General features: G+C 65.5%; 25 protein-coding genes and 1 tRNA gene. 15 read left to right on the top strand and 11 right to left on the bottom strand.

The window, feature by feature from the left end; all coding sequences use genetic code 11:
• Positions 1–24: 24 nt before the first annotated feature.
• From AC56LG_RS03130 to AC56LG_RS03110, 5 genes are read left to right on the top strand one after another with little or no spacing between them, the layout of a single operon-like run.
• Entirely contained in the window at positions 25–1317 is a 1293-nt protein-coding gene (locus tag AC56LG_RS03130; protein WP_497164667.1) for an MFS transporter, read from the top strand.
• Between the two features lie 17 nt (positions 1318–1334).
• Positions 1335–3860: a nitrite reductase large subunit NirB gene (nirB, locus tag AC56LG_RS03125; protein WP_497164666.1), complete on the top strand. Its 2526-nt coding sequence runs from the start codon at positions 1335–1337 to the stop codon at positions 3858–3860.
• 10 nt (positions 3861–3870) lie between these two features.
• Positions 3871–4212 (top strand): nitrite reductase small subunit NirD, encoded by a 342-nt coding sequence (gene nirD, locus AC56LG_RS03120; protein WP_497164665.1) that lies wholly within the window; start codon positions 3871–3873, stop codon positions 4210–4212.
• Positions 4197–5423: an NAD(P)/FAD-dependent oxidoreductase gene (locus AC56LG_RS03115; RefSeq protein WP_497164664.1), complete on the top strand. Its 1227-nt coding sequence runs from the start codon at positions 4197–4199 to the stop codon at positions 5421–5423. The genes nirD and AC56LG_RS03115 overlap by 16 nt, the downstream gene beginning before the upstream one ends.
• Before the next feature lie 13 nt (positions 5424–5436).
• Positions 5437–8136, top strand: a complete 2700-nt coding sequence (locus AC56LG_RS03110; protein ID WP_497164663.1) for a molybdopterin-dependent oxidoreductase — start codon at positions 5437–5439, stop codon at positions 8134–8136.
• 134 nt (positions 8137–8270) lie between these two features.
• On the opposite strand, the gene AC56LG_RS03105 is transcribed toward AC56LG_RS03110, so the two are convergent.
• Positions 8271–8534 carry a hypothetical protein gene (locus tag AC56LG_RS03105; RefSeq protein WP_497164662.1) on the bottom strand — a complete coding sequence of 88 codons (264 nt, stop codon included), beginning with the start codon at positions 8532–8534 and terminating at the stop codon, positions 8271–8273.
• A 196-nt stretch (positions 8535–8730) separates the two neighbouring features.
• Between AC56LG_RS03105 and AC56LG_RS03100 the strand changes: the two genes are divergently transcribed.
• Positions 8731–9231, top strand: coding sequence for a hypothetical protein (locus tag AC56LG_RS03100; RefSeq protein WP_497164661.1), 501 nt, complete (start codon positions 8731–8733; stop codon positions 9229–9231).
• Here AC56LG_RS03100 and AC56LG_RS03095 read toward each other — a convergent pair.
• The 3 genes from AC56LG_RS03095 to ispB form a co-directional block, all read right to left on the bottom strand.
• Complete coding sequence (locus AC56LG_RS03095; protein ID WP_497164660.1) at positions 9210–9767, bottom strand: YdcF family protein; 558 nt, start codon at positions 9765–9767, stop codon at positions 9210–9212. The two genes, AC56LG_RS03100 and AC56LG_RS03095, sit on opposite strands and share 22 nt — an antisense overlap.
• A gap of 63 nt (positions 9768–9830) precedes the next feature.
• A tRNA-Pro gene (locus AC56LG_RS03090) sits at positions 9831–9907 on the bottom strand.
• A 53-nt stretch (positions 9908–9960) separates the two neighbouring features.
• A complete protein-coding gene (gene ispB, locus AC56LG_RS03085) occupies positions 9961–10947 on the bottom strand; it encodes an octaprenyl diphosphate synthase (RefSeq protein ID WP_497164659.1) in 987 nt (328 codons plus the stop codon).
• A gap of 295 nt (positions 10948–11242) precedes the next feature.
• Between ispB and rplU the strand changes: the two genes are divergently transcribed.
• The 7 genes from rplU (at position 11243) to AC56LG_RS03050 (ending at position 17012) form a co-directional block, all read left to right on the top strand.
• The gene (gene rplU / locus AC56LG_RS03080; RefSeq protein WP_082493710.1) at positions 11243–11554 is read left to right on the top strand and encodes a 50S ribosomal protein L21; all 312 of its coding nucleotides are present in this window, start codon (positions 11243–11245) and stop codon (positions 11552–11554) included.
• Positions 11555–11590: 36 nt separating this feature from the next.
• Complete coding sequence (gene rpmA, locus AC56LG_RS03075; protein ID WP_192049619.1) at positions 11591–11872, top strand: 50S ribosomal protein L27; 282 nt, start codon at positions 11591–11593, stop codon at positions 11870–11872.
• Positions 11873–11975: 103 nt separating this feature from the next.
• Positions 11976–13091: a GTPase ObgE gene (gene obgE, locus AC56LG_RS03070; protein ID WP_497164658.1), complete on the top strand. Its 1116-nt coding sequence runs from the start codon at positions 11976–11978 to the stop codon at positions 13089–13091.
• Positions 13081–13497, top strand: a complete 417-nt coding sequence (locus tag AC56LG_RS03065) for a hypothetical protein (RefSeq protein ID WP_497164657.1) — start codon at positions 13081–13083, stop codon at positions 13495–13497. The genes obgE and AC56LG_RS03065 overlap by 11 nt, the downstream gene beginning before the upstream one ends.
• Complete coding sequence (proB, locus tag AC56LG_RS03060) at positions 13494–14624, top strand: glutamate 5-kinase (RefSeq protein ID WP_497164656.1); 1131 nt, start codon at positions 13494–13496, stop codon at positions 14622–14624. The genes AC56LG_RS03065 and proB overlap by 4 nt, the downstream gene beginning before the upstream one ends.
• Before the next feature lie 5 nt (positions 14625–14629).
• Positions 14630–14995, top strand: a complete 366-nt coding sequence (locus AC56LG_RS03055) for a nuclear transport factor 2 family protein (protein ID WP_497164655.1) — start codon at positions 14630–14632, stop codon at positions 14993–14995.
• 364 nt (positions 14996–15359) lie between these two features.
• A complete protein-coding gene (locus AC56LG_RS03050) occupies positions 15360–17012 on the top strand; it encodes a methyl-accepting chemotaxis protein (protein WP_497164654.1) in 1653 nt (550 codons plus the stop codon).
• 341 nt (positions 17013–17353) lie between these two features.
• Here AC56LG_RS03050 and nth read toward each other — a convergent pair whose 3' ends face one another.
• Both nth and rsxB read right to left on the bottom strand, forming a co-directional pair.
• On the bottom strand, positions 17354–18043 hold the full coding sequence (gene nth / locus AC56LG_RS03045; protein WP_497164653.1) for an endonuclease III: 690 nt from the start codon (positions 18041–18043) through the stop codon (positions 17354–17356).
• Complete coding sequence (rsxB, locus tag AC56LG_RS03040) at positions 18043–18750, bottom strand: electron transport complex subunit RsxB (protein ID WP_497164652.1); 708 nt, start codon at positions 18748–18750, stop codon at positions 18043–18045. The genes nth and rsxB overlap by 1 nt, the downstream gene beginning before the upstream one ends.
• A 175-nt stretch (positions 18751–18925) precedes the next feature.
• On the opposite strand from rsxB, the gene AC56LG_RS03035 reads away from it, so the two are divergent.
• Both AC56LG_RS03035 and AC56LG_RS03030 read left to right on the top strand, forming a co-directional pair.
• Positions 18926–19366 (top strand): RcnB family protein, encoded by a 441-nt coding sequence (locus tag AC56LG_RS03035; protein WP_497164651.1) that lies wholly within the window; start codon positions 18926–18928, stop codon positions 19364–19366.
• A 147-nt stretch (positions 19367–19513) separates the two neighbouring features.
• A complete protein-coding gene (locus tag AC56LG_RS03030; protein ID WP_497164650.1) occupies positions 19514–19720 on the top strand; it encodes a hypothetical protein in 207 nt (68 codons plus the stop codon).
• A gap of 112 nt (positions 19721–19832) precedes the next feature.
• Here AC56LG_RS03030 and AC56LG_RS03025 read toward each other — a convergent pair whose 3' ends face one another.
• From AC56LG_RS03025 to AC56LG_RS03005, 5 genes are all read right to left on the bottom strand, one after another.
• Positions 19833–21068 (bottom strand): polyhydroxyalkanoate depolymerase, encoded by a 1236-nt coding sequence (locus tag AC56LG_RS03025; RefSeq protein ID WP_497164649.1) that lies wholly within the window; start codon positions 21066–21068, stop codon positions 19833–19835.
• A gap of 302 nt (positions 21069–21370) precedes the next feature.
• A complete protein-coding gene (locus tag AC56LG_RS03020; RefSeq protein WP_197986204.1) occupies positions 21371–22468 on the bottom strand; it encodes an NAD(P)/FAD-dependent oxidoreductase in 1098 nt (365 codons plus the stop codon).
• 142 nt (positions 22469–22610) lie between these two features.
• Complete coding sequence (gene fdxA, locus AC56LG_RS03015) at positions 22611–22934, bottom strand: ferredoxin FdxA (RefSeq protein WP_497164648.1); 324 nt, start codon at positions 22932–22934, stop codon at positions 22611–22613.
• 242 nt (positions 22935–23176) lie between these two features.
• Positions 23177–23458 carry a protealysin inhibitor emfourin gene (locus AC56LG_RS03010; RefSeq protein WP_497164647.1) on the bottom strand — a complete coding sequence of 94 codons (282 nt, stop codon included), beginning with the start codon at positions 23456–23458 and terminating at the stop codon, positions 23177–23179.
• Complete coding sequence (locus AC56LG_RS03005; protein WP_497164646.1) at positions 23455–25008, bottom strand: hypothetical protein; 1554 nt, start codon at positions 25006–25008, stop codon at positions 23455–23457. Before AC56LG_RS03005 ends, AC56LG_RS03010 begins: the two co-directional genes overlap by 4 nt.
• Positions 25009–25076: the final 68 nt, after the last annotated feature.

Below are 25076 nucleotides of genomic sequence, written 5' to 3'. Positions count from 1 at the left end.
TTTGTTTTCAACCCGAGGGATACCATGGCCAGCAAAGCGAGCAGCATCAGACTCACCGACTTCCACACGCCCCAGATGCGGGCCTTCCACCTGACCTGGGTGGCGTTTTTCATCTGCTTCTTCGCCTGGTTCGCCTGCGCCCCGCTGATGCCGGTCATCAAAGGCGAGTTCGGCCTGTCGGTGGCGCAAATCGCCAACATCAATATCGCCGCCGTCGCCATCACGATCCTGGTGCGCCTGATCGTCGGGCCGCTGTGCGACCGCTACGGCCCGCGCAAGACTTATACGGGACTGCTTGCCCTGGGCGCGATTCCCGTGCTCGGCGTCGCCTTTGCCCAGAGCTATGAAAGTTTTCTCTTGTTCCGCCTCGGCATCGGTGCGGTCGGCGCCAGCTTCGTCATCACCCAGTACCACACCTCGGTGATGTTCGCCCCGAAGGTCGTCGGTACCGCCAACGCGGCCGCCGCCGGCTGGGGCAATGCCGGCGGCGGGGCGGCGCAGGCGGCGATGCCGCTGCTGCTGGGCGCGCTGCTGATGGCGGGCGTCTCCGAAACCCTGGGCTGGCGCGTCGCGCTGATCGTGCCGGGCGTGGCGATGCTGGTGATGGCCGTCGTCTACTGGCGCTATACCCAGGACTGCCCGGCCGGTAACTTCAGCGAGCTGCGCGCCGCCGGCATCCCCTTCGAGGGCGGCGGCAAGGGCGGCTGGGCGAGTTTCAAGGCAGCCTGCCGCAACCACCGCGCCTGGCTGCTGTTCGTCACCTACGGCGCCTGCTTCGGCATCGAGATCTTCATCCACAACATCGCCGCCATCTATTACGTCGATCATTTCGGCCTGTCGCTGAAAAGCGCCGGCATGGCGGCGGCCAGCTTCGGCCTGCTGGCGCTGTTCGCCCGCGCCCTGGGCGGCTGGCTGTCCGACCGCTGCGCCCTGCGTGGTGACCTCAACAGCCGCGTCACCGTGCTGTTCGTGCTGATGGTGGGCGAGGGCCTGGGCCTGCTGTGGTTCGCGAACGCCGACGGCGTCGTCTTTGCCTTGATTGCCATGCTGTGCTTCGGCCTGTTCACCCACATGGCCTGCGGCGCCACCTATGCGCTGGTGCCCTTCGTGGCGCCCACTGCGCTGGGCGGCGTGGCCGGCATCGTCGGCGCCGGCGGCAATGTCGGCGCGGTGCTGGCCGGTTTCCTCATGAAAGGGACGGGCGACGTGCGCGACACCCTGATGATCCTCGGCGGCCTGGTCGTCGTCGCCAGCCTGTGCGCACTCGGCGCCCGTTTCAGCAGTACCGCCACCGTCGCTGCAGCAGCGCGTGCTTGAGTAATCAGGAGAGCAATATGAACGTCATCGTCATCGGCCACGGCATGGTGGGCCACAAGTTTGTCGAATCCCTCGCTGCCGCCGCACCGCACATCCACATCACGGTGCTCGGCGAAGAGCCGCGCCCGGCCTACGACCGCGTGCACCTGTCCGAATTCTTCGCCGGGAAAACGGCGGGAGACCTGTCGCTGGTCGCACCCGGCTTCTTCGAGCGCGCCAACCTTGACCTGAAACTCAACGCTAAAGTCGTCGCCATCGATCGCGCCGCGCGCAGCGTCACGCTGGCAAGCGGCGAGGCGCTCGGCTACGACAAGCTGGTGCTGGCCACCGGATCGTCTCCCTTCGTGCCGCCCATACCGGGCCGCGAACGCGCCGACTGTTTCGTCTACCGCACCATCGAAGACCTGGAAGCGATGCGCGAATGCGGCGCCCGCGCGCGGACTGGCGTCGTCGTCGGCGGCGGCCTGCTCGGCCTGGAATGCGCGAAAGCCTTGCGCGACCTGGGACTGCAAGCGCACGTAGTGGAATTCGCACCGCGCCTGATGGCGGTGCAGGTCGACGATCCGGGTGCGCGCGTGCTGCGCGGGCGCATCGAGGAACTCGGCGTCACCGTCCACACGGGGAAAAACACGCTGGCGATCGTCGATGGCGAAGCGGGCACGCACCGCATGCAGTTCGCCGACGGCAGCCACCTCGATACCGACATGATCGTGTTCTCGGCCGGCATCCGCCCGCGCGACGAACTGGCGCGCCTCTGCGAACTGGCGCTGGGGCCGCGCGGCGGCGTCGCCATCGACGACGATTGCGTCACGTCCGACCCGCACATCTACGCCGTCGGCGAATGCGCGGCCTGGCGCGGCCAGCTGTTCGGCCTGGTCGCACCGGGCTACGACATGGCGCGCACCGCTGCGCGCCACCTGCTCGGCGCGCCCGGCGGCTTCGCCGGCGCGGACCTCAGCACCAAGCTGAAACTGATGGGCGTGGACGTGGCCAGCATCGGCGACGCCCATGGCGCCGCCACCGGCAGCCGCAGCGTGCAGTACCTCGACGAGCGGCGCCAGACCTACAAGAAGCTGGTCGTCAGCGACTGCGGCAAGCGCCTGCTGGGCGCGGTGCTGGTCGGCGACGCCGCCGAATACGGCACGCTGCTGCAGATGGCCTTGAACGGCATCGCGCTGCCGGATGCGCCGGAAAGTCTGATCCTGCCGCAAGCGAGCGGCGCGCCGAAGACTGGCCTGGGCGTTGCCGCCTTGCCGGACGCGGCCCAGATCTGTTCCTGCAACGACGTCTCGAAAGGAGCGCTGTGCGCGGCGGTGCAGGATGGCGCCACCAGCATCGGCGCACTGAAAAAATGCACGAGCGCCGGCACCGCCTGCGGCGGCTGCGTGCCGCTGGTGACGCAAGTGCTCAATGCCGAACTGGCGAAGCAGGGCGTGACGGTCAGCCGCGCGCTGTGCGAGCACTTCAACCACTCGCGCCAGGAACTGCACCACCTGGTGCGCGTCGGCCGCATCAAGAGCTTCGGCGAACTGCTCGCCAAACACGGCACGGGCCTCGGTTGCGACGTCTGCAAGCCGGTCGCCGCCAACATCCTGGCCTCGACCTGGAACGATTTCGTTCTCAAACCCGAGCATGCGAGCCTGCAGGATTCGAACGACTACTTCCTCGGCAATATCCAGAAGGACGGCACCTATTCGGTGGTGCCGCGCATGCCGGGCGGCGAAGTCACGGCCGACGGCCTGATCGCGGTCGGCATGATCGCGAAAAAATACGGCTTGTACACCAAGATCACCGGTGGCCAGCGCGTCGACCTGTTCGGCGCGCGCGTCGACCAGCTGCCGCCGATCTGGGAAGAGCTGATCGCCGCCGGCTTCGAGTCCGGCCACGCCTACGGCAAGTCGCTGCGCACGGTGAAATCCTGCGTCGGCTCGACCTGGTGCCGCTATGGCGTGGGCGACAGCGCCGGCTTCGCCATCGCGCTCGAGAACCGCTACAAGGGCTTGCGTACGCCGCACAAGGTGAAATTCGGCGTCTCCGGCTGCACCCGCGAATGCGCCGAGGCACAGGGCAAGGACGTCGGCCTGATCGCCACCGACAAGGGCTGGAACCTGTACGTGTGCGGCAACGGCGGCATGAAGCCGCGCCACGCCGAACTGATCGCATCGAACCTGGACGAGGCGGCGGTGGTCAAACTCGTCGACCGCTTCCTGATGTTCTACGTGCGCACCGCCGACCGCCTGCAGCGCACCAGCACCTGGCGCGAACACCTCGAAGGCGGGCTCGATTACCTGAAACAGGTCGTGGTCGAAGACAAGCTGGGTATCGGAGACGAACTGGAAGCCGACATGCAGGCGGTGGTCGACACCTACGCCTGCGAATGGAAAAACGCGGTCGAAGACCCGGAAGTACGCAAGCGCTTCCGCCATTTCGTCAACAGCGAAGCCAAGGACGACAACGTGGTCTTCATGCCCGAACGCGGCCAGGTGCGTCCCGCCACAATCGAAGAACGCCGCCGCACCATCCCGATTGCGATTGCCAACTAAGGAGTTCGCCATGCACAGAGATATTCAACTCGATAACTGGAATGCCGTCTGCGCTTTCGACGACATCGTGCCCGACACCGGCGTGTGCGCGCTGCTGAACGGACGCCAGGTCGCGGTATTTCGCGTTGGCCAGGAACGCCTGTTCGCGATCGATAACTACGACCCGAACGCGAATGCCGCCGTGCTCTCGCGCGGCCTGGTCGGCAGCCTGGGCGAACGCATCGTGGTCGCCTCGCCTATCTACAAGCACCATTTCGATTTGCAGACCGGCGAATGCCTGGAAGCGCCGGCGCATTCGGTGAGCAGCTTTCCGGTGCGGGTCGAGAACGGCACTGTATGGGTCGCCTCATGAGAGCGAAATTGGTCGTGGTCGGTAACGGCATGGCCGGCATGCGCACGGTCGAGGAGCTGCTGAAACTGGCGCCCGAGCTGTACGACATCACTGTCTTCGGCGCCGAACCGCACGGGAATTACAACCGCGTGCTGCTCTCGCCGCTGCTGGCCGGCGACAAGCAGGTCGACGAGATCATGCTGCATCCGCGCGCCTGGTATGCGGAGCACGGCATCACCCTGCACGCGGGCGATCCGGTCGTGCGCATCGACCGCAAGCGCCGCGTCGTGATCGCCCGTTCCGGCCTGGAGGCGCGCTACGACCGCCTGCTGCTGGCGACCGGCTCGACGCCCTTCATGCTGCCGATTCCCGGCAATACGCTGGCGGGCGTGGTCGGCTTTCGCGACCTGCACGACGTCGATACGATGCTGGCGGCGGCGCACCAGGGCGGACGCGCGGTCGTCATCGGCGGCGGCCTGCTCGGGCTGGAAGCGGCGCACGCGCTCATGCGGCGCGGGATGGACGTCACCGTGGTGCACGTCGCCTCGCGCCTGATGAACCAGCAGCTCGACGGCGAAGCGGGGCGCCTGCTGAAAGAATCGCTGGAACGCTCCGGCCTGCGCATCCTGCTCGGCGCCCAGACCAGCGCCATCGTCGGTGAGGCCAAGGTGGAGGCGGTGCATTTCGCCGACGGCAGCGAATTGCAAGCCGACCTGGTCGTGATGGCCGCCGGTGTGCGCCCCAACGTGGCGCTCGGGCGCGACGCCGGCCTGCACTGCGAACGCGCGATCGTCGTCGACGACACGCTGCAAACCTACGATCCGCGCATCTATGCGGTCGGCGAATGCGTCCAGCACCGCCGCGCCACCTTCGGCCTGGTGGCGCCGGTGTGGGAGCAGGCGCGCGTCTGCGCCGCCCACCTGGCCGGCGCCGGGCATCGCCGCTACGTGCAGGCGGCGACCGCCACCAAGCTGAAAGTGACGGGCATCGACCTGTTCTCGGCGGGGGACATCGCCGGCGGACGCGACACCGAAGAGCTGGTGCTGCGCGACCGCAGCGCCGGCGTCTACAAGCGTCTCGTGCTCGATGGGACGCGCGTGACCGGCGCCGTGCTGGTGGGCGACGTCGGCGATGGTCCCTGGTATTTCGATTTGATCCAGCGCGGCGCCGATATCTCGACATTCCGCGACCGCCTGCTGTTCGGCGAGGCGCTGTGTGCGCCGGCTACTTGAATAGGGAAATCCCATGGACATGACCTTGCCCGTGCAGACCGTGCGCACCACCTGTCCATATTGCGGCGTCGGCTGCGGCGTTACGGCGACCGTGCGGCCCGGCAGCATTCCCATCATCGCGGGGGACAAGCAGCACAGCGCCAGTCAGGGCCGCCTGTGCGTCAAAGGCGCGGCCCTGGGCGAAACGCTGGATCTCGACGGGCGCCTGCTGTATCCGGCGCTGCGCACACAAGACGGCATGCGCCGCGCCAGCTGGGACGAGGCGCTCGGCCGCGTCGCCAGCGGCTTCGCCGACATCATCGCCACGCACGGCCCGGATGCGGTGGCGCTGTACGTCTCCGGCCAGCTGCTGACCGAGGATTACTACGTCGCCAATAAATTCATGAAGGGTTATGTCGGCAGCGCGAACATCGACACCAATTCGCGCCTGTGCATGTCGTCCAGCGTGGCCGGCCACAAGCGCGCCTTCGGCGAAGACCTGGTGCCGGGCTGCTACGAGGATTTCGAACTGGCCGACCTGATCGTGCTGGTCGGCTCGAACACGGCCTGGTGCCATCCGACCCTGTTCCAGCGCATCCTGCGCGCGAAGGAAGCGCGGCCTGGCTTGCGCATCGTGGCGATCGACCCGCGCCGCACCGCGACCTGCGAACTGGCCGACATCCATTTACCGGTCAAGCCGGGCACCGACGTCTGGCTGTTCAACGGCTTGCTCAGCTACCTGGCGCGGCAGGGCATCAATGACACCGCCTTCGTCGCGGCGCATACCGAAGGGTTCGGGCAGGCGCTCGCCGCCGCCGACGTCGATTGCAGCGACCCGGCCCAGGTCGCGCGCATCTGCCGCGTCGACCCGGGCCAGCTGCTTGCCTTTTACGAAGCCTTTGCCGCGACCGAAAAAACCGTCACCGCCTGGTCGCAAGGCGTGAACCAGTCCTCGAGCGGCACCGACAAGGTCAACGCCATCATCAACTGCCACCTGCTCACCGGCCGCATCGGCAAGCCCGGCATGGGGCCGTGTTCGCTGACCGGCCAGCCGAACGCGATGGGCGGGCGCGAAGTGGGCGGCCTGGCCAACATGCTGGCCGCGCACATGGACCTCGACAACCCCGCTCACCGCGACGCCGTGCAAACCTATTGGGATGCGCCGCGCATCGCCGCAAAGCCGGGCCTGAAGGCGGTCGACCTGTTCCGCGCCGTGGAAGAGGGCAGCGTCAAGGCAGTGTGGATCATCGCCACCAATCCGCTGGTCAGCCTGCCCGACGCCGACCAGGTGCGGCGCGCGCTGGACAAGTGCGAACTGGTGGTGGTCAGCGACATCGTCGGCGCCACCGACACCACCGCATTCGCCGACGTGCTGCTGCCGGCGCTGGGATGGGGAGAAAAGGATGGCACGGTAACCAATTCCGAACGCTGCATCTCGCGCCAGCGCGCCTTCCTGCCGGCGCCGGGCGAGGCGCGTGCCGACTGGTGGGCCTTGTGCGAAGTCGCGCGGCGCATGGGTTTTACTGGTTTCGATTACGCCGGCGCGCATGCGATCTTCGACGAACATGCGCGGCTGTCGGGCTGGCGCAACGATGCGGCGCAGGCGGGCCGGCGCATGTTCGACATCTCGGGCATGACAGGACTGAGCCGGCAGGCTTACGACGCGCTGGAACCGGTCCAGTGGCCGGTGCGGGATAACAAGGAAGGAACGCGCCGCCTGTTCGGCGACGGCCGCTTTGCGCATTCGAGTGGCCGCGCACGCTTCGTCGCCACGCCGCCGCGCCTGCCCGTGCACGCGGTCGACGCCGACTATCCGCTCGCCCTGAACACCGGCCGCCTGCGCGACCAGTGGCACACGATGACGCGCACCGGCAAGTCGCCGCGCCTGGCGAACCATGCGCCGGAACCCTTCATCGACCTGCATCCGAACGACGCGTTATTGTGCGGCGTGCGCGAGGGCGAACTCGCGCGCGTCACCAGCCGCTGGGGCGCGATGGTGGCGCGCGTGAGCCACGGCGGCGGCATTGCGCGCGGCAGCGTGTTCGTGCCGATCCACTGGAGCGGGCAGACGGCGTCGGATGCGCGCGTCGGCGCCATCGTCAATCCGGCGGTGGACCCGGTCTCGGGCGAGCCGGAGTTCAAGCACACGCCGGTGCGGGTCGAACCTTTTGTGGTCGAGTGGCAGGCCTTTGTGCTGTCGCGCACGGCGCTGGCGGTCGACCGGGTCGCAAACTGGACGCGCGTGCAGGGAGACGGCTTCGTGCGCTATGAACTTGGCGGGCGCGGACCGGCACATGCCGACTGGGCGCGCGACGTTTTGAAAGTGTCAGGCGAGACCGACTGGATCGAATACGACGATGCCGGCGCTGGCGTCTACCGCGCCGCGCACCTGGTGGCAGGGCGGCTGCAAGCTTGCGTGTTCGTCGCGCGCCGTGGGGCGGCGCTGCCGCCGCGCCAGTGGCTGGCCAGCTTGTTCGCGCAGGAGACCCTGGCGCCGCGTGATCGCGCGACCTTGCTGGCCGGACGCGCGCCGCACCAGGGCGCGGACCCGGGGCCGACCGTATGTTCCTGCTTCGGCGTGGGGCGCAACACGATCTGCGCGGCGATCCGCGCACAAGCGCTCACGACCACGGCGCAAGTGACGGCCTGCCTGAAGGCGGGCGGCAATTGCGGCTCGTGCGTGCCGGAGATCGGCAAGCTGCTGGTGCTGGCCCGGGACGGCGAGGCGGCGTAATGGCGGGGGAGGCAAGGCGACCCGGGCGCGGCGGGCGCCGACGCTCCGGGTAGGGGAGGGGGATTTGCGTGTCGGCTGCCGCTGGGGGCGGCGAACGCTGAACGCGAGGTCCTGCGGGTACTACGAACTAATGCTTAGCGGTTCGCCATCCAGCGCAGTTCCGCGGCCAGGTTCGGCGAATGCTTGTCGGCGTCGGCTGCCAGTGCGAACAGTTGCGCCCGGCCTTCGCGCTCGGCGATGGCGGTCGAGGCGCGGATTGCGCGTTCTTTACGGGCAGCCATCCAGCCGCCGTGGGCTGCAAACAGCTGCTCCGAGAAGCTGCGGATGGGGGCAAACAAGCCGCCGGATTGGTGGCGCAGTCCCTCGTCCTGCGCCTGGGTGATCGTTGCTGCGTTCATGTGTCGCTCCGAATAAATACTGATATGTTGCGGTGCAGTATAAATTCCTCGAGGCTATAAATATACTTTCGGTTCATGATGACTGCGATAAGCCAGGCGTATATTTATCGGGGCGTCAACGTCGGGTGACGGTAGCGCACGATTTACAACCTGCTGATCAGTGAAGGAGAATGCAAAAAAGACATGAGATGGCAAAATGACCGGAAATAGTTCACTGCTGACGTATGGATTGGCATGCATCCTCGGCGCCACCTGCGCCGCATCCGCCGCTGCCGAACCCTCCAACGCCGCAGCGCTGGCGCCCTACCAAACCCAGTTGTTCAACCTGCTCACGAACGGGAAGAGCATCCTGGACAAGAAGAATTACCATCAGCCCGCCTTTTCCGCCCGGTTCGACGCGCTGCTGGCGTCGTCAAGCCTGGCCAAGGCCGACAAGACCGGCGTCTCGCTGAAAAAGCGCCTGCTCAGCGGGCCGGCCGCGGAGGGCGCGGTGCTGACGGGCCTGCCCGGCGGCCGCCAGTTCCTGTACTACGACGCTTGCCAGGCGCACCGGTGCGACGACACCTCGCTCGGCCTGCTGTTCGATCCGGCGTCGGGCAGGATGGTCGGCAAGCTGAACCTGGACAAGCAGTCCGAATACCTGGGCGCGCCGAGCGAGTCGGAAAAACGCCTGCTTCAGCGCGCCGAGAGCCAGTAGGCCGGCAACGCGACCAGCTCTCTCCCCAGCGAGTAGAGATCGCGCGCCTCGATGTGGTTGGCATGGGCGCCATAGACCGTTCCGACGCCGGCGCGCTGCAGCGCGTAGCGGCTGCGCGTGACGTGGAAGAATTGGGTAACGACCACCGCGCTCTTGAAGCCATGCGCCGCCATGATGGCCGCGCTGTTGCGGGCGGTCGCCTCGGTGGTGTTGCCGTGCTCGTCGACCAGGATGGCGTCTACCGGAATCGTTTGCCTGTCCCTCAGGTAAGCAGCCATGACCAGGCCTTCGCTGTAGCCTTCGACGCCAGTGCCGCCGCTGACGATGATGTGCCTGAACATGCCCTGGCGGTACAGGTCGGCCGCCTTGTCGAGCCGTGCGCGCAGGCGAGCGGACGGTGTACCGTCAGGCATGACCTTCGAGCCAAGTACGACGCCGACATCGCTTGACTGAACGTCGTCGCGCACGCCATCGACGACGATGGCGCCAGCGCCGGCCAGCAGGATCGTGACGAGCAAATAGATGAGACGCCTCATGGCACGCCCAGAAACAACAAAGCCCCATTCGCTGGGGCTTTGAAATAGGGTCAGAAGTAACACTGGTCGGGGTGAGAGGATTCGAACCTCCGGCCTCTACGTCCCGAACGTAGCGCTCTACCGGGCTAAGCTACACCCCGACTGTTTGAGACGCCGCGAAAGGACGTCTCGGGAAGCATTAATATAATTTTGCTCAGTGGTTCCTGTCAACAGCGAAGCTGCAGAGTTGCAACAGGCTGTCCTTATAGGGACTGTCCGGCAGGTCGGCGATCGATTCGGCGGCGCGGCGGGCGGCGGTTTCGGCTTCGCGGCGGGTGTAGTCGAGGGCGCCGCTGGAGGTCACGGCGGCCAGCACGGCGTCGAAATGCTGCTCGTCGCCCTGCTCGATGCAGGCGCGCACCAGTTCGCGTTGTTCCGGGGTGCCGTGTTCCATCAGGTAGATCAGCGGCAGGGTCGGTTTGCCTTCGCGCAGGTCGTCGCCGACGTTCTTGCCGATCTCGGCGGCGTCGCCGGCGTAATCGAGCACGTCGTCGATCAGCTGGAATGCCGTGCCCAGCGAGCGGCCGTATTCGCCGGCCGCGGCCACTTGGGCGCTGCTCGCGCCGGCGACCAGGGCGCCCAGTTCGGCGGCGGCTTCGAACAGTTTCGCCGTCTTCGAGCGGATCACGGTCAGATAGCGCTCGTGGCTGACGTCCGGGTCGTGCATGTTCAGCAGCTGCAGTACTTCGCCTTCGGCGATCACGTTGGTGGCGTCCGACAGGATCTGCATGACGCGCATGTTTTCCAGGCCGACCATCATCTGGAACGAACGCGAATACAGGAAATCGCCGACCAGCACCGAGGCGGCGTTGCCGAACAGGGCGTTGGCGGTCTGGCGGCCGCGGCGCATCGAGGATTCGTCGACGACGTCGTCGTGCAGCAGGGTGGCGGTGTGGATGAACTCGACGACCGCTGCCAGTTCATGGTGCGCCGTGCCCCTGTAGCCATGGGCATTGGCCAGCAACAGCACCAGGACGGGGCGGATGCGCTTGCCGCCGGCGCTGATGATGTATTCGGCGATCTGGTTGACCAGACTGACTTCCGAATGCAGGCGCTGGCGGATCACCGTGTTGACCGCGTCCATGTCGGTAGCGATCGATTGGGTGATGGTGTTCTGGGCGTGAGGGGTAGCGGCGGACAAGGCAAACCTGCTGTAAGCGTTGAAAATGCGTTGATGTGCGAGAGTGCGGCGATTATACGACATGCAAGCATGAGCCGTGCCATTTCGCCAAGCGGCAGCCGTGCGGCCCGCTCCCGCGGCGCTGCCGCGGCCGTTGTCGCGATACGACGGAAGAGTTGGCGTTTGCGGCCTTTTGACGCAACAGATTGAACCGTGTATAATTCCCTGTTCCCCGGCACCAGAGAAGCGCAGCGCGGTCAGTGACCCTGTCGCCGCCGCAGGGATTTTTATTAAACAATTGATGAGGTTTTCAATCATGTACGCGGTCATAAAAACCGGTGGCAAGCAGTATAAAGTTGTCGCTGGCGAAAAACTTAAAGTAGAACAGATACCGGCAGACATTGGTTCCGAACTCACGATCGATCAGGTCCTCGCCGTTGGCGCGGGCGAGAGCATCAAATTTGGTGCTCCCCTGGTTGAAGGTGCGACGGTTCTGGTGAAGGTCGTTTCCCATGGTCGCCACGACAAGGTTCGCATTTTCAAGATGCGCCGTCGTAAGCACTACCAGAAGCGTCAGGGCCACCGCCAGAACTTCACCGAAATCCAAGTGGTTTCGATCAACGGCTAATTGCCCCTCTCTTCAAAGTCATCAAGGAGTATTTAAATGGCACACAAAAAAGGCGGCGGCACTACCCGTAACGGCCGCGATTCAGAAAGCAAGCGCCTCGGCGTGAAGGTGTACGGCGGCCAGGCGATCACCGCCGGCGGCATCATCATCCGTCAACGTGGCACCCCAGTGCGTCCAGGCACCAACGTTGGCCTGGGCAAGGATCACACCCTGTTCGCGCTGGTCGACGGCACTGTGAAATTCGTCAAGCAAGGCGTCGGTTCGAAGCAGTACGTGACCGTCGTTGCTGCCCAGGCTGCTGAAGCAGTCGCAGCCTAATTGACGTACAGCGCCGCTCCATGCGGCGCACTTTGTAAGGCGCAAGCCTTCCATCGAAAGGCTCTGCCCAAGGTAGAGCCTTTTTAGTTTTTTGGCGGTCATTATGAAGTTTATCGACGAAGCAAGAATTGAAGTCATTGCGGGCGACGGCGGCAACGGTTGCGCCTCGTTCCTGCGCGAGAAGTTCCGCCCATTCGGCGGTCCCGACGGCGGCGACGGCGGCAAGGGCGGCTCGATCTGGGCGGTTGCGGACCGGAATATCAACACGCTGGTCGACTTCCGCTATTCGAAAACCCACCATGGCCGCCATGGCGAACCTGGCCGTGGCTCCGATTGCTACGGCAAGGGCGCCGACGATGTCTATCTGCGCATGCCGGTCGGCACGCTGATCATCGACAACGTCAACGGCGAGATCATCGCCGACCTGACCGAACACGGCCAGACCGAACTGCTGGCCAAGGGCGGCGAGGGCGGCTGGGGCAACATCCATTTCAAGACCTCGACCAACCGCGCACCGCGCCAGAAGACCGAGGGCAAGCCGGGCGAACGCCGCGAGCTGCGCCTGGAACTGAAGGTGCTGGCCGACGTGGGCCTCTTGGGCATGCCGAACGCCGGCAAGTCGACGTTTATCACAGCCGTCTCGAACGCCAAGCCGAAGATCGCCGACTACCCGTTCACGACCCTGCATCCGAACCTCGGCGTGGTGCGCGTGTCGCACGCGAAGAGTTTCGTGATCGCCGACATTCCGGGCCTGATCGAAGGCGCGTCCGAAGGTGCGGGCCTGGGCCACCAGTTCCTGCGCCACCTGTCGCGTACCGGCCTGCTGCTGCACATCGTCGACCTGGCGCCGTTCGAGGCGACGGTCGATCCGGTCAAGGAAGCCAAAGCCTTGATCCGCGAACTCGAGAAGTATGACGAAGACCTGCTCAACAAGCCGCGCTGGCTGGTGCTGAACAAGCTCGACGTCGTGCCGGAAGAAGAGCGCAAGAAGCGCGTGAAGGACTTCGTCAAGAAGATGGCCTGGAAGGGCCCTGTCTTCGAGATTTCGGCCTTGAACCGCGAAGGCTGCCAGGAACTGATCAACGCGATCTACCTGCACCTGGAAGAGAAGCGCGCCATCGAAGTGCGCGTGGACGAATCGGTGCAGATGACCGAGGAAGCGCGCGGCATCAACTCGATCGATCCGGACGATCCACGTTTTAAAATCCTTGAAGACTAAGGGTTTCCGGCTCACGCGTGCGTGGGCGCGCGGCCAGCTATTGCAGCTGGTAGCCACCGCCAGTTCGCTGGCGGCGCTCGTTGCCATGCTCGACCCGGACCGGGTCGCCACCGCAATGGGCCTGTTTCTCGTTGGCGTGAACGGCTACAGCCAGTTCTACGCCATCTATGTCGGAGTCCGCCTCGCCACCGCGGGGCTGGCTATGCTGGCGGCAAGGCGGGGCGACCAGCCCATCCTCGGCGATCTCCTTGCATTATTCCTGCTCGCCCAGCCGGCCGGGCGCCTGGTCGCGGCGTTTGCGATCGGCCTGCCGACTGGCTCCTTGTTCGTCGTCAGCGGGATCGAGTTGCTGGCGGGCCTGGCCCTGCTGGCACTGCGCCCGCGGGAAAACAGAGTTCCGTCATGAACGTCACAAATCACTCCGTCATCGCCCAAGCCGGCCGCATCATCGTCAAGGTCGGCTCGTCGCTCGTCACCAACGAAGGCCGCGGCCTCGACCACGCCGCCATTGCGCGCTGGGCATTCCAGATCTCCGCACTGCGCGCCCTCGGCAAGGAAGTCGTGCTGGTCAGCTCCGGCGCCATTGCCGAAGGCATGCTGCGCCTCGGCTTTACGTCCCGCCCGCACGACATCCACGAACTGCAGGCCTGCGCCGCCGTCGGCCAGATGGGCCTGGCGCAAATCTACGAGACCAGCTTCAAGGCGCACGGCGTCAAGACCGCGCAGGTCTTGTTGACCCACGCCGACCTGGCCGACCGCGAACGCTACCTGAACGCGCGCGCCACGCTGACGACCCTGCTGCGCCTGGGCGTGGTCCCGATCATCAACGAGAACGATACCGTCGTCACCGACGAGATCAAGTTCGGTGACAACGACACGCTCGGCGCCCTGGTCGCCAACCTGATCGAAGCCGATGCGCTCGTCATCCTCACCGACCAGCGCGGCCTGTATTCCGCCGATCCGCGCAAGGACCCGAAGGCACGCCTGATCGAACGCGCGCAAGCGGGCGACGCCAGCCTGGAAGCGATGGCGGGCGGCGCCGGCAGCAACATCGGTAGCGGCGGCATGCTGACCAAGGTATTGGCCGCGCGCCGCGCCGCGCGCTCGGGCGCCCACACGGTGATCGCCTGGGGCCGCGAGCCGGAGGTGCTCACGCGCCTGGCCGCCGGCGAGGCGATCGGCACCGAACTGCACGCGCCGACCACGCGCCTGACCGCACGGCGCCAGTGGATGGTCGACCACCTGCATACGGCGGGCGAAGTCGTGCTCGACGCCGGCGCCGTCCAGAAACTGACGCAAGAGGGCAAGTCGCTGCTGCCGATCGGCGTGATCGCCGTGAAAGGCGAGTTCGGGCGCGGGCAGGTGATCACCTGCGTCAGCGAAGCCGGCGTGCCGGTCGCGCGCGGGCTGACCAGCTACACCAGCAGCGAAGTGCGCCGCATCATGCGCCGCTCCTCGCACGACATCGAAGCCATCCTCGGCTATATCGAAGGACCGGAACTGGTCCATCGCGACAACCTCGTTCTCCTCTGATCATCATGACTTTCGACCCCGCCGCCGTGGTGCAAGCCCAGCTCGACGCCTACAACGCCAAGGACATCGACGCGCTGATGCGCACCTATGCGCCGGATGCGCGCCAGTTCGTGCTGCATGGCGCGCTGCTGGCCGAGGGCCACGACGCGATCCGGCCGCGCTATGTGGCGCGCTTCGCCGAGCCGGATTTGCACGCGCGCCTGCTCGGCCGGACGGTGCTGGGGAACGTTGTCACTGACCTCGAAGTCGTGACACGTAATTTTCCCGAAGGGCGCGGGACGGTGGAGATGCTGTGCATTTACGAAGTCGTGGATGGGCGGATTCAGGCGGCGTCGTTTGCGACGGGCGTTACCACGATGATCACGGGGTAGTGGGGCTGTTGCCTGTTCCGTTCGTGGTAGGTTGAATCCGCATGGGCTCGAGAGCCCATCCTACGGTCACCGATAACCCGGATACGCAACGTATTCCGTAGGATGGGCACTCGTGGCCATGCGGATTAAACACACCAATAGCGCTACACGCAACAGCGCCACCCCATCCGCATTCCAGCCTTCCCCGTCCCAACCGACAAAACCCCATACCCTTCCGACAACTGTGTTGTGACAGGCGCACACCGCCTTCACTGCAAGCGTCTTGCCTCAGACATTTAGTTGCCGCACGGATACACTCAGATGTAGACTGGCCCCGCGGCGGCCATGCATCCTGCATGCCGGCGCCTCTTCACCAGACGCCATCATGAAACTGAGCCGTAAACTCCCCCTCTGCTTTGCCGCCGTCGCCCTCGTGGTGGCCGGCGCCGGCTTCTTCGGTTTGTACGAACTGAACAGTTCGATCAGTACCTACAGCGGCGCGGTCGCCAGCTATAGCCAGGCGCAGCGGGTCGAGGCGCTGCAGTCGAGCTTCAAGACCCAGGTCCAGGAATGGAAGAACACGCTTCTGCGCGGCAAGGACGAGGCCGAGCGCGCCAAATACTGGCAAGCCTACCAGGATGGCGAGCGCAAGGTGGCGGCGCAGGTCGCCGCGCTGCTGGACACGGTCGCAGCCGGCCCGGAGCATGACTTGCTCGAACGGTTCGGCCGCGCCCACCGGCAAATGGGCCAGGACTTCCGCAGCGGTTATGCGCAATTCGAAGCAGCCGGCTTCGATGCTGCCGCCGGCGACGCCGCCGTCAAGGGCAAGGACCGCGCCCCGACTGAATTGCTGGTGCAGGCGCGCGACGTCATTGTCGAGGACGCCGCGCACAGCGTCGCCGAGGCCAGCGCCGGCAGCCGCCGCGCCACGCTCCTGAGCCTGCTGGCGATGGTGCTCGGTTCGGCCGCGGCGATCATCGCCGGGATCGTCGTCTCGCGCTCGATCGTGCGTCCGCTCGGCCGCGCCGTCGAGGTGGCGAAGACGGTGGCCGCCGGCGACCTGCGCGCACGGATCGAGGTCACGTCGAACGACGAAACCGGCCAGCTGCTGGCGGCGCTGCGCGACATGAACAGCAGCCTGCAGCAAATCGTCACCAAGGTGCGCAGCGGCGCCGAGACGATCGCGGTGGCTTCGAGCGAAATCGCTCAGGGCAACCTCGACCTGTCGGCGCGCACCGAGCAGCAGGCCGGCGCGCTGGAAGAAACCGCCTCGTCGATGGAAGAGCTGACCTCGACCGTGAAGCAGAACGCCGACAATGCGCGCCAGGCCAACCAGCTGGCGATCAGCGCCTGCGACGTGGCGCTCAAGGGCGGCGCCATCGTCGAGCGCGCGGTCGGCACGATGGCGGCGATCAGCGCATCGTCGAAGCAGATCGTCGACATCATCGGCGTCATCGACGGCATCGCCTTCCAGACCAATATCCTGGCCCTGAACGCCGCCGTGGAAGCGGCGCGCGCCGGCGAACAAGGCCGCGGCTTTGCCGTCGTGGCGGCGGAAGTACGCAACCTGGCGCAGCGCTCGGCCACGGCGGCGAAGGAAATCAAGAACCTGATCGGCGGCTCGGTCGACCGGGTCGAGGCCGGCAGCCTGCTGGTGAACGAAGCCGGCGCCACCATGACCGACATCGTCGCCAGCGTGAAGCGCGTGATGGACATCATGGCCGAGATCAGCGCCGCCAGCAGCGAGCAGGGCGCCGGCATCGAGCAGATCAACCTTGCCGTGACCGAGATGGACACCGTCACCCAGCAGAACGCGGCGCTGGTCGAGGAAGCGGCGGCCGCGGCCCAGGCATTGCAGGAGCAGACGGTCAGCCTGAACGGGGTGGTCAGCGTGTTCAAGCTCGACGGCGACGCCGACGCGCAGCGCGGGATCGACGACCCGGCAGCGCGCAAGCGTGCGGCGCTGGGCGCCTTGCCGGCGATCATGGGGATGCGTGCCGCGCCTGCGCGCAGCGGCGGAGGCTGGCAAGCGTCCTGAAAAAAGGCCCTCACGGGCCGAATGCCGTTCAGTCAAGGGGCGTGTTACGCATTTCCAGCTAGTACCAAGCCCGGTCGCGCAATACGATTTGCGCGATATGTAGGGTGGACTCCCGAGTCCACGGCCCTCTTTATGCCGATCGAGATGCGCCACCTGGCCTGGGAGCGCGAACATACAGGCTTCTCCCAGCGTTGAAGAGTGCAACGGCACGGCCGTGGACTCGGGAGTCCACCCTGCAATTAACAAAACGCGAACAGTGTGGCAAGGCTTGGAGCTGGGAGACAGTTCGCGGCGGCTTAACTGAACAGCATTCCCCTCACGGGCCTTTTTTTACGTCTGGATCAGGCGTCCGCCAGCACCACTGGCGGCACCGGCGCCGGCGCGATCAGGCCATCGGGCGCCGGCGTCTTGTCGCGGAACTCGCACAAGTCGTTGATGATGCAGTTCCAGCACTTGGGCCGGCGCGCCACGCAGGTGTAGCGGCCGTGCAGGATCAGCCAGTGGTGGGCATCGTGCAAAAAATCCTTGGGCACGAACTTCAGCAGCTTCATCTCGACCTGGTCGACGTTCTTGCCCGGCGCGATGTTGGTGCGGTTGGAGACGCGGAAGATGTGGGTGTCGACCGCCATCGTCGGTTCGCCGAAGGCGGTGTTCAGCACCACGTTCGCCGTCTTGCGGCCGACGCCCGGCAGGGCCTCGAGCGCCTCGCGCGCGCGCGGCACTTCGCCGCCATGCTGCTCCACCAGGATCTGGCACGTGGCGATGACGTTCTTCGCCTTGTTGTTGTAGAGGCCGATGGTCGAGATATAGGTCTTCAGTTCGTCGACGCCGAGGTCGAGGATTTTCTGCGGCGTGTTGGCGACCGGGTACAGGCGGCGGGTGGCCTTGTTGACGCCGACGTCGGTCGACTGCGCCGACAGCAGCACGGCGATCAGGAGTTCGAACGGCGTCGTGAATTCCAACTCGGTGGTCGGATGCGGATTGGCGGCGCGAAAGCGCGTAAATATTTCTAAACGTTTAGCCAGATTCATTAGACAGGCTTATCTTTGGACGAAGGGTCGGCCGCGGTGGCGTTGGCATTGGCGGCGCGCAGGCGCGCCCGTTCCATGGCGGCGGCGATGATGGCGCGCTTGCGTTCCTTTTCCGCCAGTTCTTCCGGCGTGTTGGTCGCTTCGGCCGTGACTTCGCGCATCTTCTCGACCGCCTTGGCGGCCAGGCGCGCATCGTTTTCCTCGCGCTCGCGCTTCAGGCGTTCGCTGCGGAAGTCGTGCCGTGCGCGCGCCGCATCGGCGGCCTGTTGCGACCAGGCGGCCCAGCCGGTGGCTTCGCCGGTGATGGGCACCATGCTGATGCAGTCGACCGGGCAGGGCGCCACGCACAGGTCGCAGCCGGTGCACAGGCTGGGCAGGATCGTGTGCATCTGCTTGGCCGCGCCCAGGATCGCGTCGACCGGGCAGGCCTGGATGCACAGGGTGCAGCCGATGCACAGCGCTTCATCGATATAGGCGACCGGACGCGGACGCTCGAGGCCATTCGCCGGGTTGATCGGGATCACCGGGCGCCCGGTGACGGCGGACAGGCGGCGCACGCCTTCGAGCCCACCCGGCGGGCATTGGTTGATCTCGGCCTCGCCGCCGGCGATGGCTTCGGCATAGGGCCGGCATGCCGGATAGCCGCACTTGGTGCATTGCGTCTGCGGCAGCTGGTCTTCGATCAGGTCGGCAAGGGTCTTGGTCACGGCAGGGAGGGTAAGACGGGAATCAAGGCGACATTATCCGATAAATAGGGGCCTTGTGCGAAATGCACCGGCGGCACGCCGTTTGCGTGGGGGAACGTACAGAGACGGGCGCGGCTGCATGGCTTACTGGATGCCTTGCCGGCTCGCGGCCGGCCTCAATCGAGGGAGAAACCCCATGAAAAAGAATATTGCACGGGCGATGATCGCCGTCATGCTCGCCGCCAGCCTGCCGGCAATCGCCCAGGACCGCGGCTACCAGCAAAACCGCGCCCAGGAGCGCCGCGACGATCGTCGTGACGATCGTCGTGACTACCGGGACGAACGCCGCGAAGACCGCCGCGACTATCGTGACGACCGTCGCGACGCGCGCCGCGATGCGCGCGACGACCGCCGCGACAATCAAGCGCGCAACCGCGGCGCCGGTCCGCGCCACGACCTCTACCGCGGCCAGCGCCTGCCGGCGAATTATCACAACCGCCAGTACGTGGTCGACAACTGGCGTTCGCACCGTCTCAGCGCACCGCCGCGCGGCCACCACTGGGTGCAGGTCGGTAACGACTACGTGCTGGCGGCGATTGCGACCGGCGTGATTGCCAGCGTATTCCTGGGTAACTGAGTGGGTAGCCGAGTCGGTAACTGACCAGCCACAAACAAAGCGGGGCGCGCCTTCGTTAAGTGGCATATCGAACAGAGACGATCCGCCGCTAATGGCTTAATGAGCCACGGGCCGCGGCACGCGGCTCACCGCCAACAGGAGAACAGAATGAACGAATGGATTATTGCCCCCTTGCTCGAACCCGACCCGACCGGCATCGTCTCGCACACGCCGGGCCGCAGCACGGGCCCGGAAGGGGTGCCGGGCGAAGAACGTCTCGACGAGCGCCGCCATGGCGACCGCCGCGACAGCCATGATGAGGATGCCGACCCCGACTTCGGCCGTGGCGAAGACCGGCGCGAGGAAGCGGTATAAGCAAGCGGTTCAAGTGATCAGCGGCCTGGCGCCGCCGACATCCGCAGTAAAAAAAATGCCACGAGAAATCGTGGCATTTTTCACATGCGCGCTCAGTTGCGCCCAGTTGCGCTCAGTTGAATTCGCGGATGAATTCGCCCAGCTTCGGGCAGATCGTTTCGCGCCAGCGGCGGCCCGAGAAGATGCCGTAGTGGCCGGCTTTCGGCGCCACGTAGTCGCGCTTCATGTTGTCCGGAATATTGCTGCACAGGTCGTGCGCAGCCTGGGTCTGGCCGGCGCCGGAAATGTCGTCGAGTTCGCCTTCGATGGTGAACAGGGCCACCGTCTTGATGTCTTGCGGACGCACCAGCTTGTCGCCGACTTCCCAGGTGCCCTTCGGCAGGCGGAATTCCTGGAACACGGTTTTAATCGTATCGAGGTAGTACTCGGCCGGCATGTCGAGCACGGCATTGTATTCGTCGTAGAACTGGCGATGGCTTTCCGCCGATTCGTCGTCGCCGCGCATCAGGTGCTGGTAGAACTCGCGGTGCGACTGGGCGTGGCGGCCCGGGTTCATGGCGATGAAGCCGGCATGCTGCAGGAAGCCCGGATACACCTTGCGTCCGTAGCCCGGATAATTGCCCGGCACCGCGTAAATCACGGTGTTCTCGAACCACGAGAACGGCTTTTCGGTGGCCAGGTCGTTGACGGCGGTCGGCGACTTGCGCGGGTCGATCGGGCCGCCCATCATCGTCATCGTTTTCGGCAGCTTCGGATCGTTGTCGCTGGCCATCAGCGAGATCGCGGCCAGCACAGGCACGGTCGGCTGGCAGACGGAAATGACGTGCACGTCCGGGCCGAGCGCCCGAATAAAATCCTGCACGTAATAAATGTAGTCGTCCAGGTGGAACGGACCCTCGGACAGCGGCACCATGCGTGCATCGATCCAGTCGGTGATGAAGACGTCATGGTCGGGCAGCAGGGCGCGCACGGTGTCGCGCAGCAGCGTCGAATGGTGGCCCGACAGCGGTGCGACCAGCAGGACGGTTGGCTGCGCCAGTGCGGCGAAGGCGGCGTCCGACACATCTTTCTTGAAATGCACCAGTTTGCAGAACGGCCTGGTCACGAACGCGTGTTCGCGGATGGCGACCGCCTCGCCCTTGATGGTGACGGTATCGATGCCGAAGGCCGGCTTTTCGTAATCCTTGCCCAGCCGGTACATCAGCTCGTAGCCGGCGGCGATCCGCTGCGAGAACGGGGTGTGGGCGAACGGGGAAACCGGGTTGGAGAACAGCTTCGAGGACGCGTCCGCCCATTGCATCAGCGGGGTCAGGAAGGAGCGTTGCATCTCATGCAGTTGATAAAGCATAGTAATTCCTTCGTGTGGTGCGTGTTGCCCGGGCGTTTAGTCCGGACCCGTGCGCCTGTCATGGTTGCCGTGTAGGCGTCCATGCCGATGCGCGAAAATTCATCAATCAATTATAGGATAACTCGCTTGACTGGTGGAAATATCCGATTTCGTCACAAGCATATTCGCCCCACGCTTTACCCGGTTATACACCCGATTTCGGTAGGCCGTCGGTGATGCGGCACACATAAAAGAAAATGCCCCGGGAGGCCGGGGCATTGTGGTTTCCGTGTAACAGAACGACCGTGCTTATCGATGCGTCATCAGTCGAAGACTGGCGTCTCGACGCCGAGGATCTTGTGCAGCTTCGGCGAGGTCGTCGTGTACTGCATGTGGATCTTCTTGTCGGGGAAGATGTAAGGCGCCGCGCCGAAGGCTGCCAGGGCCGCTTCGTGGAAGCCCGACAGGATCAGCTTCTTCTTGCCCGGATAGGTATTGATGTCGCCCACGGCGAAGATGCCCGGCACGTTGGTTTCGAACTTTTCGGTGTCGACCACTTTCAGCTGGCGGCGCTCGATGTCGAGGCCCCATTCGGCGATCGGGCCCAGCTTCGGCGACAGGCCGAAGAAGACCATCAGCATGTCGAGCGGGACGCGGCGGGTGACGCCGTCGGCGCCGGTGACTTTCACTTCGGTCAGCTTGCCGTCGGTTTCGTCGAAGCCAGTGACCTGGCCGGTGATCAGCTGCATCTCGTATTCGTCGCACAGCGCCTTCATCTTGGCCACCGAAGCCGGGGCCGCGCGGAAGTCTTCGCGGCGGTGCAGCAGCACGACCGATTCGGCCTTGCCGACGAAGTTCAGCGCCCAGTCCAGCGCGGAGTCGCCGCCGCCGCAGATGACCAGGTTCTTGCCTTCGAACAGCGACGGGTCCTTGACGCGGTAGTGCAGCTGGCTGCCTTCGAACTTCTCGATGCCGTCGACCTTGATCGTGCGCGCCTGGAACGAACCGACGCCGGCGGCGATGAAGATGGTCTTGGTGATGAAGCGGGTGCCGGCCGAGGTTTCGACGTTGAAGCGGCCGTCTTCGCGGCGCTGCACGGTGGTCACTTCCTGGCCCAGGTGGAAGGTCGGCTCGAACGGCTCGATCTGCTTGAGCAGGTTGTCGGTCAGTTCCTGGCCGGTGCACACGGGCACGGCAGGGATGTCGTAGATCGGCTTGTCCGGATACAACTCGACGCACTGGCCGCCGACGGCAGCGAGCGAATCGATGACGTGGGCCTTGATTTCGAGGAGGCCGAGTTCGAAGACCTGGAACAGGCCGACGGGACCCGCGCCGATGATGACGGCATCGGCGTCGATGGCGCCGGCGAACGAACTGTTAGGGGCGATGCTGCCCGCATCGTGGGTGGCATTGATAGTCATGCGCAATGATCCTGTTGATTTTTGAATGGAGCGCGCCGGCTGTTGCTGCATGCCCGCTTGCGATGGCCGCTAGTGTGCCATGGATGACGCGCGCTTGCTGACGGCCGTCAAATCCGGCGCCAGCAAGCGATGGGAGAACGGCTTAGCGGACCAGCTGTTCCAGCTTGTTCTTGACGTCTTTCCACTCTTCCGCGTCGGGCAGGGCCGGCTTGGTCTTGGTGATCGACGGCCAGTTGCGCGACAAATCGGCATTGATCTTGATGAATTGCTGCTGGTCGCCCGGCACGTCTTCCTCGGCATAGATCGCGTTCACCGGGCATTCGGCCACGCACACTGCGCAGTCGATGCACTCGTCAGGGTCAATCGCGAGGAAATTCGGGCCTTCCCGGAAACAATCGACCGGGCATACATCGACGCAGTCGGTATAACGACAGCTGATGCACGATTCGGTGACAACGTGGGTCATAACAGTCCTATCTATGGTGGGGTGCCGCGGCCGTCAGCGCAAGGTGGGGCCGCCAACATGGCAAAGCACTGTATTTTAGGGCAATTCGCCTTTTCCGACAAATCAGGCTTAGACACAATATACATAAGCAAATGTGGAGGTCGCGCACGCGACCGGAACCCATATCGTAAGCCCGGGGCACCGCCCCGGGGTAACGTCCGCATCGCGCCTGCAGGACCGAATCCACACCGCATCACGCCTGCCTACCCCAACGCCCGCAAATGCGCCAACAACGCCAGCCAACCGGTCTCGTCGAAAGAACCATCCTCGACCAGCAGCACCGAATGGCAACGCTCGCCATCCTCGACCGTGATTTCCCAGCGCGGCAAATCGGCGCCGACCGCGTGCTTCGGGCCGGGGCCGGAGAAATCGGCTTGCCGCACCAATGCCTCGAGCGCCGGCCCGTCGGGGCGGCAGGCCGTGTCGAGTTCGACGCAGCGTTCGATGCCGGCGAAACCGCCGGCCATTTTCGCGCGGATCTTCACGAGGCCGCCGCCACTGCCTCGATCGCTGCCGCCGCCTGCGTGTCGCCGGACGACGGCGCCTCCACCGGCAACGCCTCGCCGGCCGGGCCGTTGCGCCCGCGCTCGGCGCACCAGCGCGCCAGCGCCTGCGCCTCGGCATCGAGCACGCGTTCGATGTTGTAGTACTCGGCCAGGTTCATGGTGCCGCAGCAGGCGCGCCGGTCCTGCTGGGCGCCGGGCGCGTCGCAGACGACGGCACTGAGGCGCTTGAAGGTGCAGGGAGCGGCCGTGGCGCTTGCCGTCGCGACCGGGGCGGGAGCGGGGACGGGTGTGGTCTCGGGAAGCTCCGCGCCCACGACTTCGCGGATCGTGAACTGGTGCCGGATCGCGTCGATGTAGGGCGCCGGCTTGCCGTCCTCCACGGCCAGGCGCAGCATTTCGTTGACGACGTCGGCATAGGTGGCGGCGATTTCGGGTGCAGCCACCAGCGCGCGCAGCACCAGCCCGCGCAGCCAGGCGGCGACCCGGTGCAGCACGGCGGCATCGTCCTCGAAGGCGGGATTGCGCTCGAGCGCAAAGGCGTCGGCCAGGATGTCGTAGACGCCGCCCGTAAATACCTGGGAAATCGCATGCACCTGGGTGCCGGCCTGCGACAGGGTCAGGTCGTTGTCGGCATTCCTCAATCCCGTGGTGCCGCCCAGCGCCAGGCCGAACTGCTCGGCGATGTCGGCGAGGAAGGTTTTATCGTGCAGGCGCGCCTTGGTCTGGGCCACCACCGCCTCGCACTGGTCGAGCTGGGACAGCGCCAGGAAGATCGCGGTCAGGTCGCCGAAAGCTTCGTGCAGCCCGCCCGTCTGCGGCGGCGCGTCGGCCAGCAGCCAGTGCGGTTTCAGGCCGTCGAGCACGGCGTGCCCGGTTTCGTGGGCAACGATGTCGAACGAGCGGCAGGTAAACACCCGGTCCTTTTGCCCGGAAGGCACGAAGTCGCCGAATTTCAGGCAGTTCTGGGTACGGCTGTAAAAGGCGTTCATCACGTTCGGCAAGCCGTAGGGGAAAATCTGCAGCGGCGCCGTGTCGATGCTGCTGTTCCACTGCCAGGGCAGCGGCATCTCGGCGCCGGCCGAGGACAGCGAGCGCTGGTACATGGTCAGGGTCTGGCGCACCACGGCAAAGGTATGGACGGCGTCGAACTGCGGCGTGTCGGGCATGGTGACGAAGTCGCCGAAAGCGTTCGGCTCGACCGGGCTGATACCGGGGTCGCCCGAGGCGATGCGGGCGTCGCGCGGGCCGGCCAGCACCACGCCCGGCAGGAAGGCCTTGCGGGTGCCCACGTCGAGCACCGAGGGGTCCTGTTTCCACATCAGCACGCGCGCGCCGAAGGCATAGGGCAGCGGCACGCTTGACTCTGGTGGCTTTTCCACTGCGCGCGGGGCGCCGGGCTGGTCGAGCAACTGCGCCGCCTTGCGGTGCTGGCGGTAGGCGGCGCTGGGTGTCGGGATGAAGGCGACCGGAGGCTGGTCGCGCTGGAAGGGAAGCGGGTCGTCGGGCAGCAGTGCGCGTTGTTGTTCCATGGCGTGATCCTCGGTGAATGAGCGTGCGGTTGACTTGGCTCAGTCGATACTCGCGTCCTCCAAGGAAG

Source organism: Telluria sp. ZB2R32 (assembly GCF_059685715.1).
This window is presented reverse-complemented; position numbering and strand designations above follow the sequence as displayed.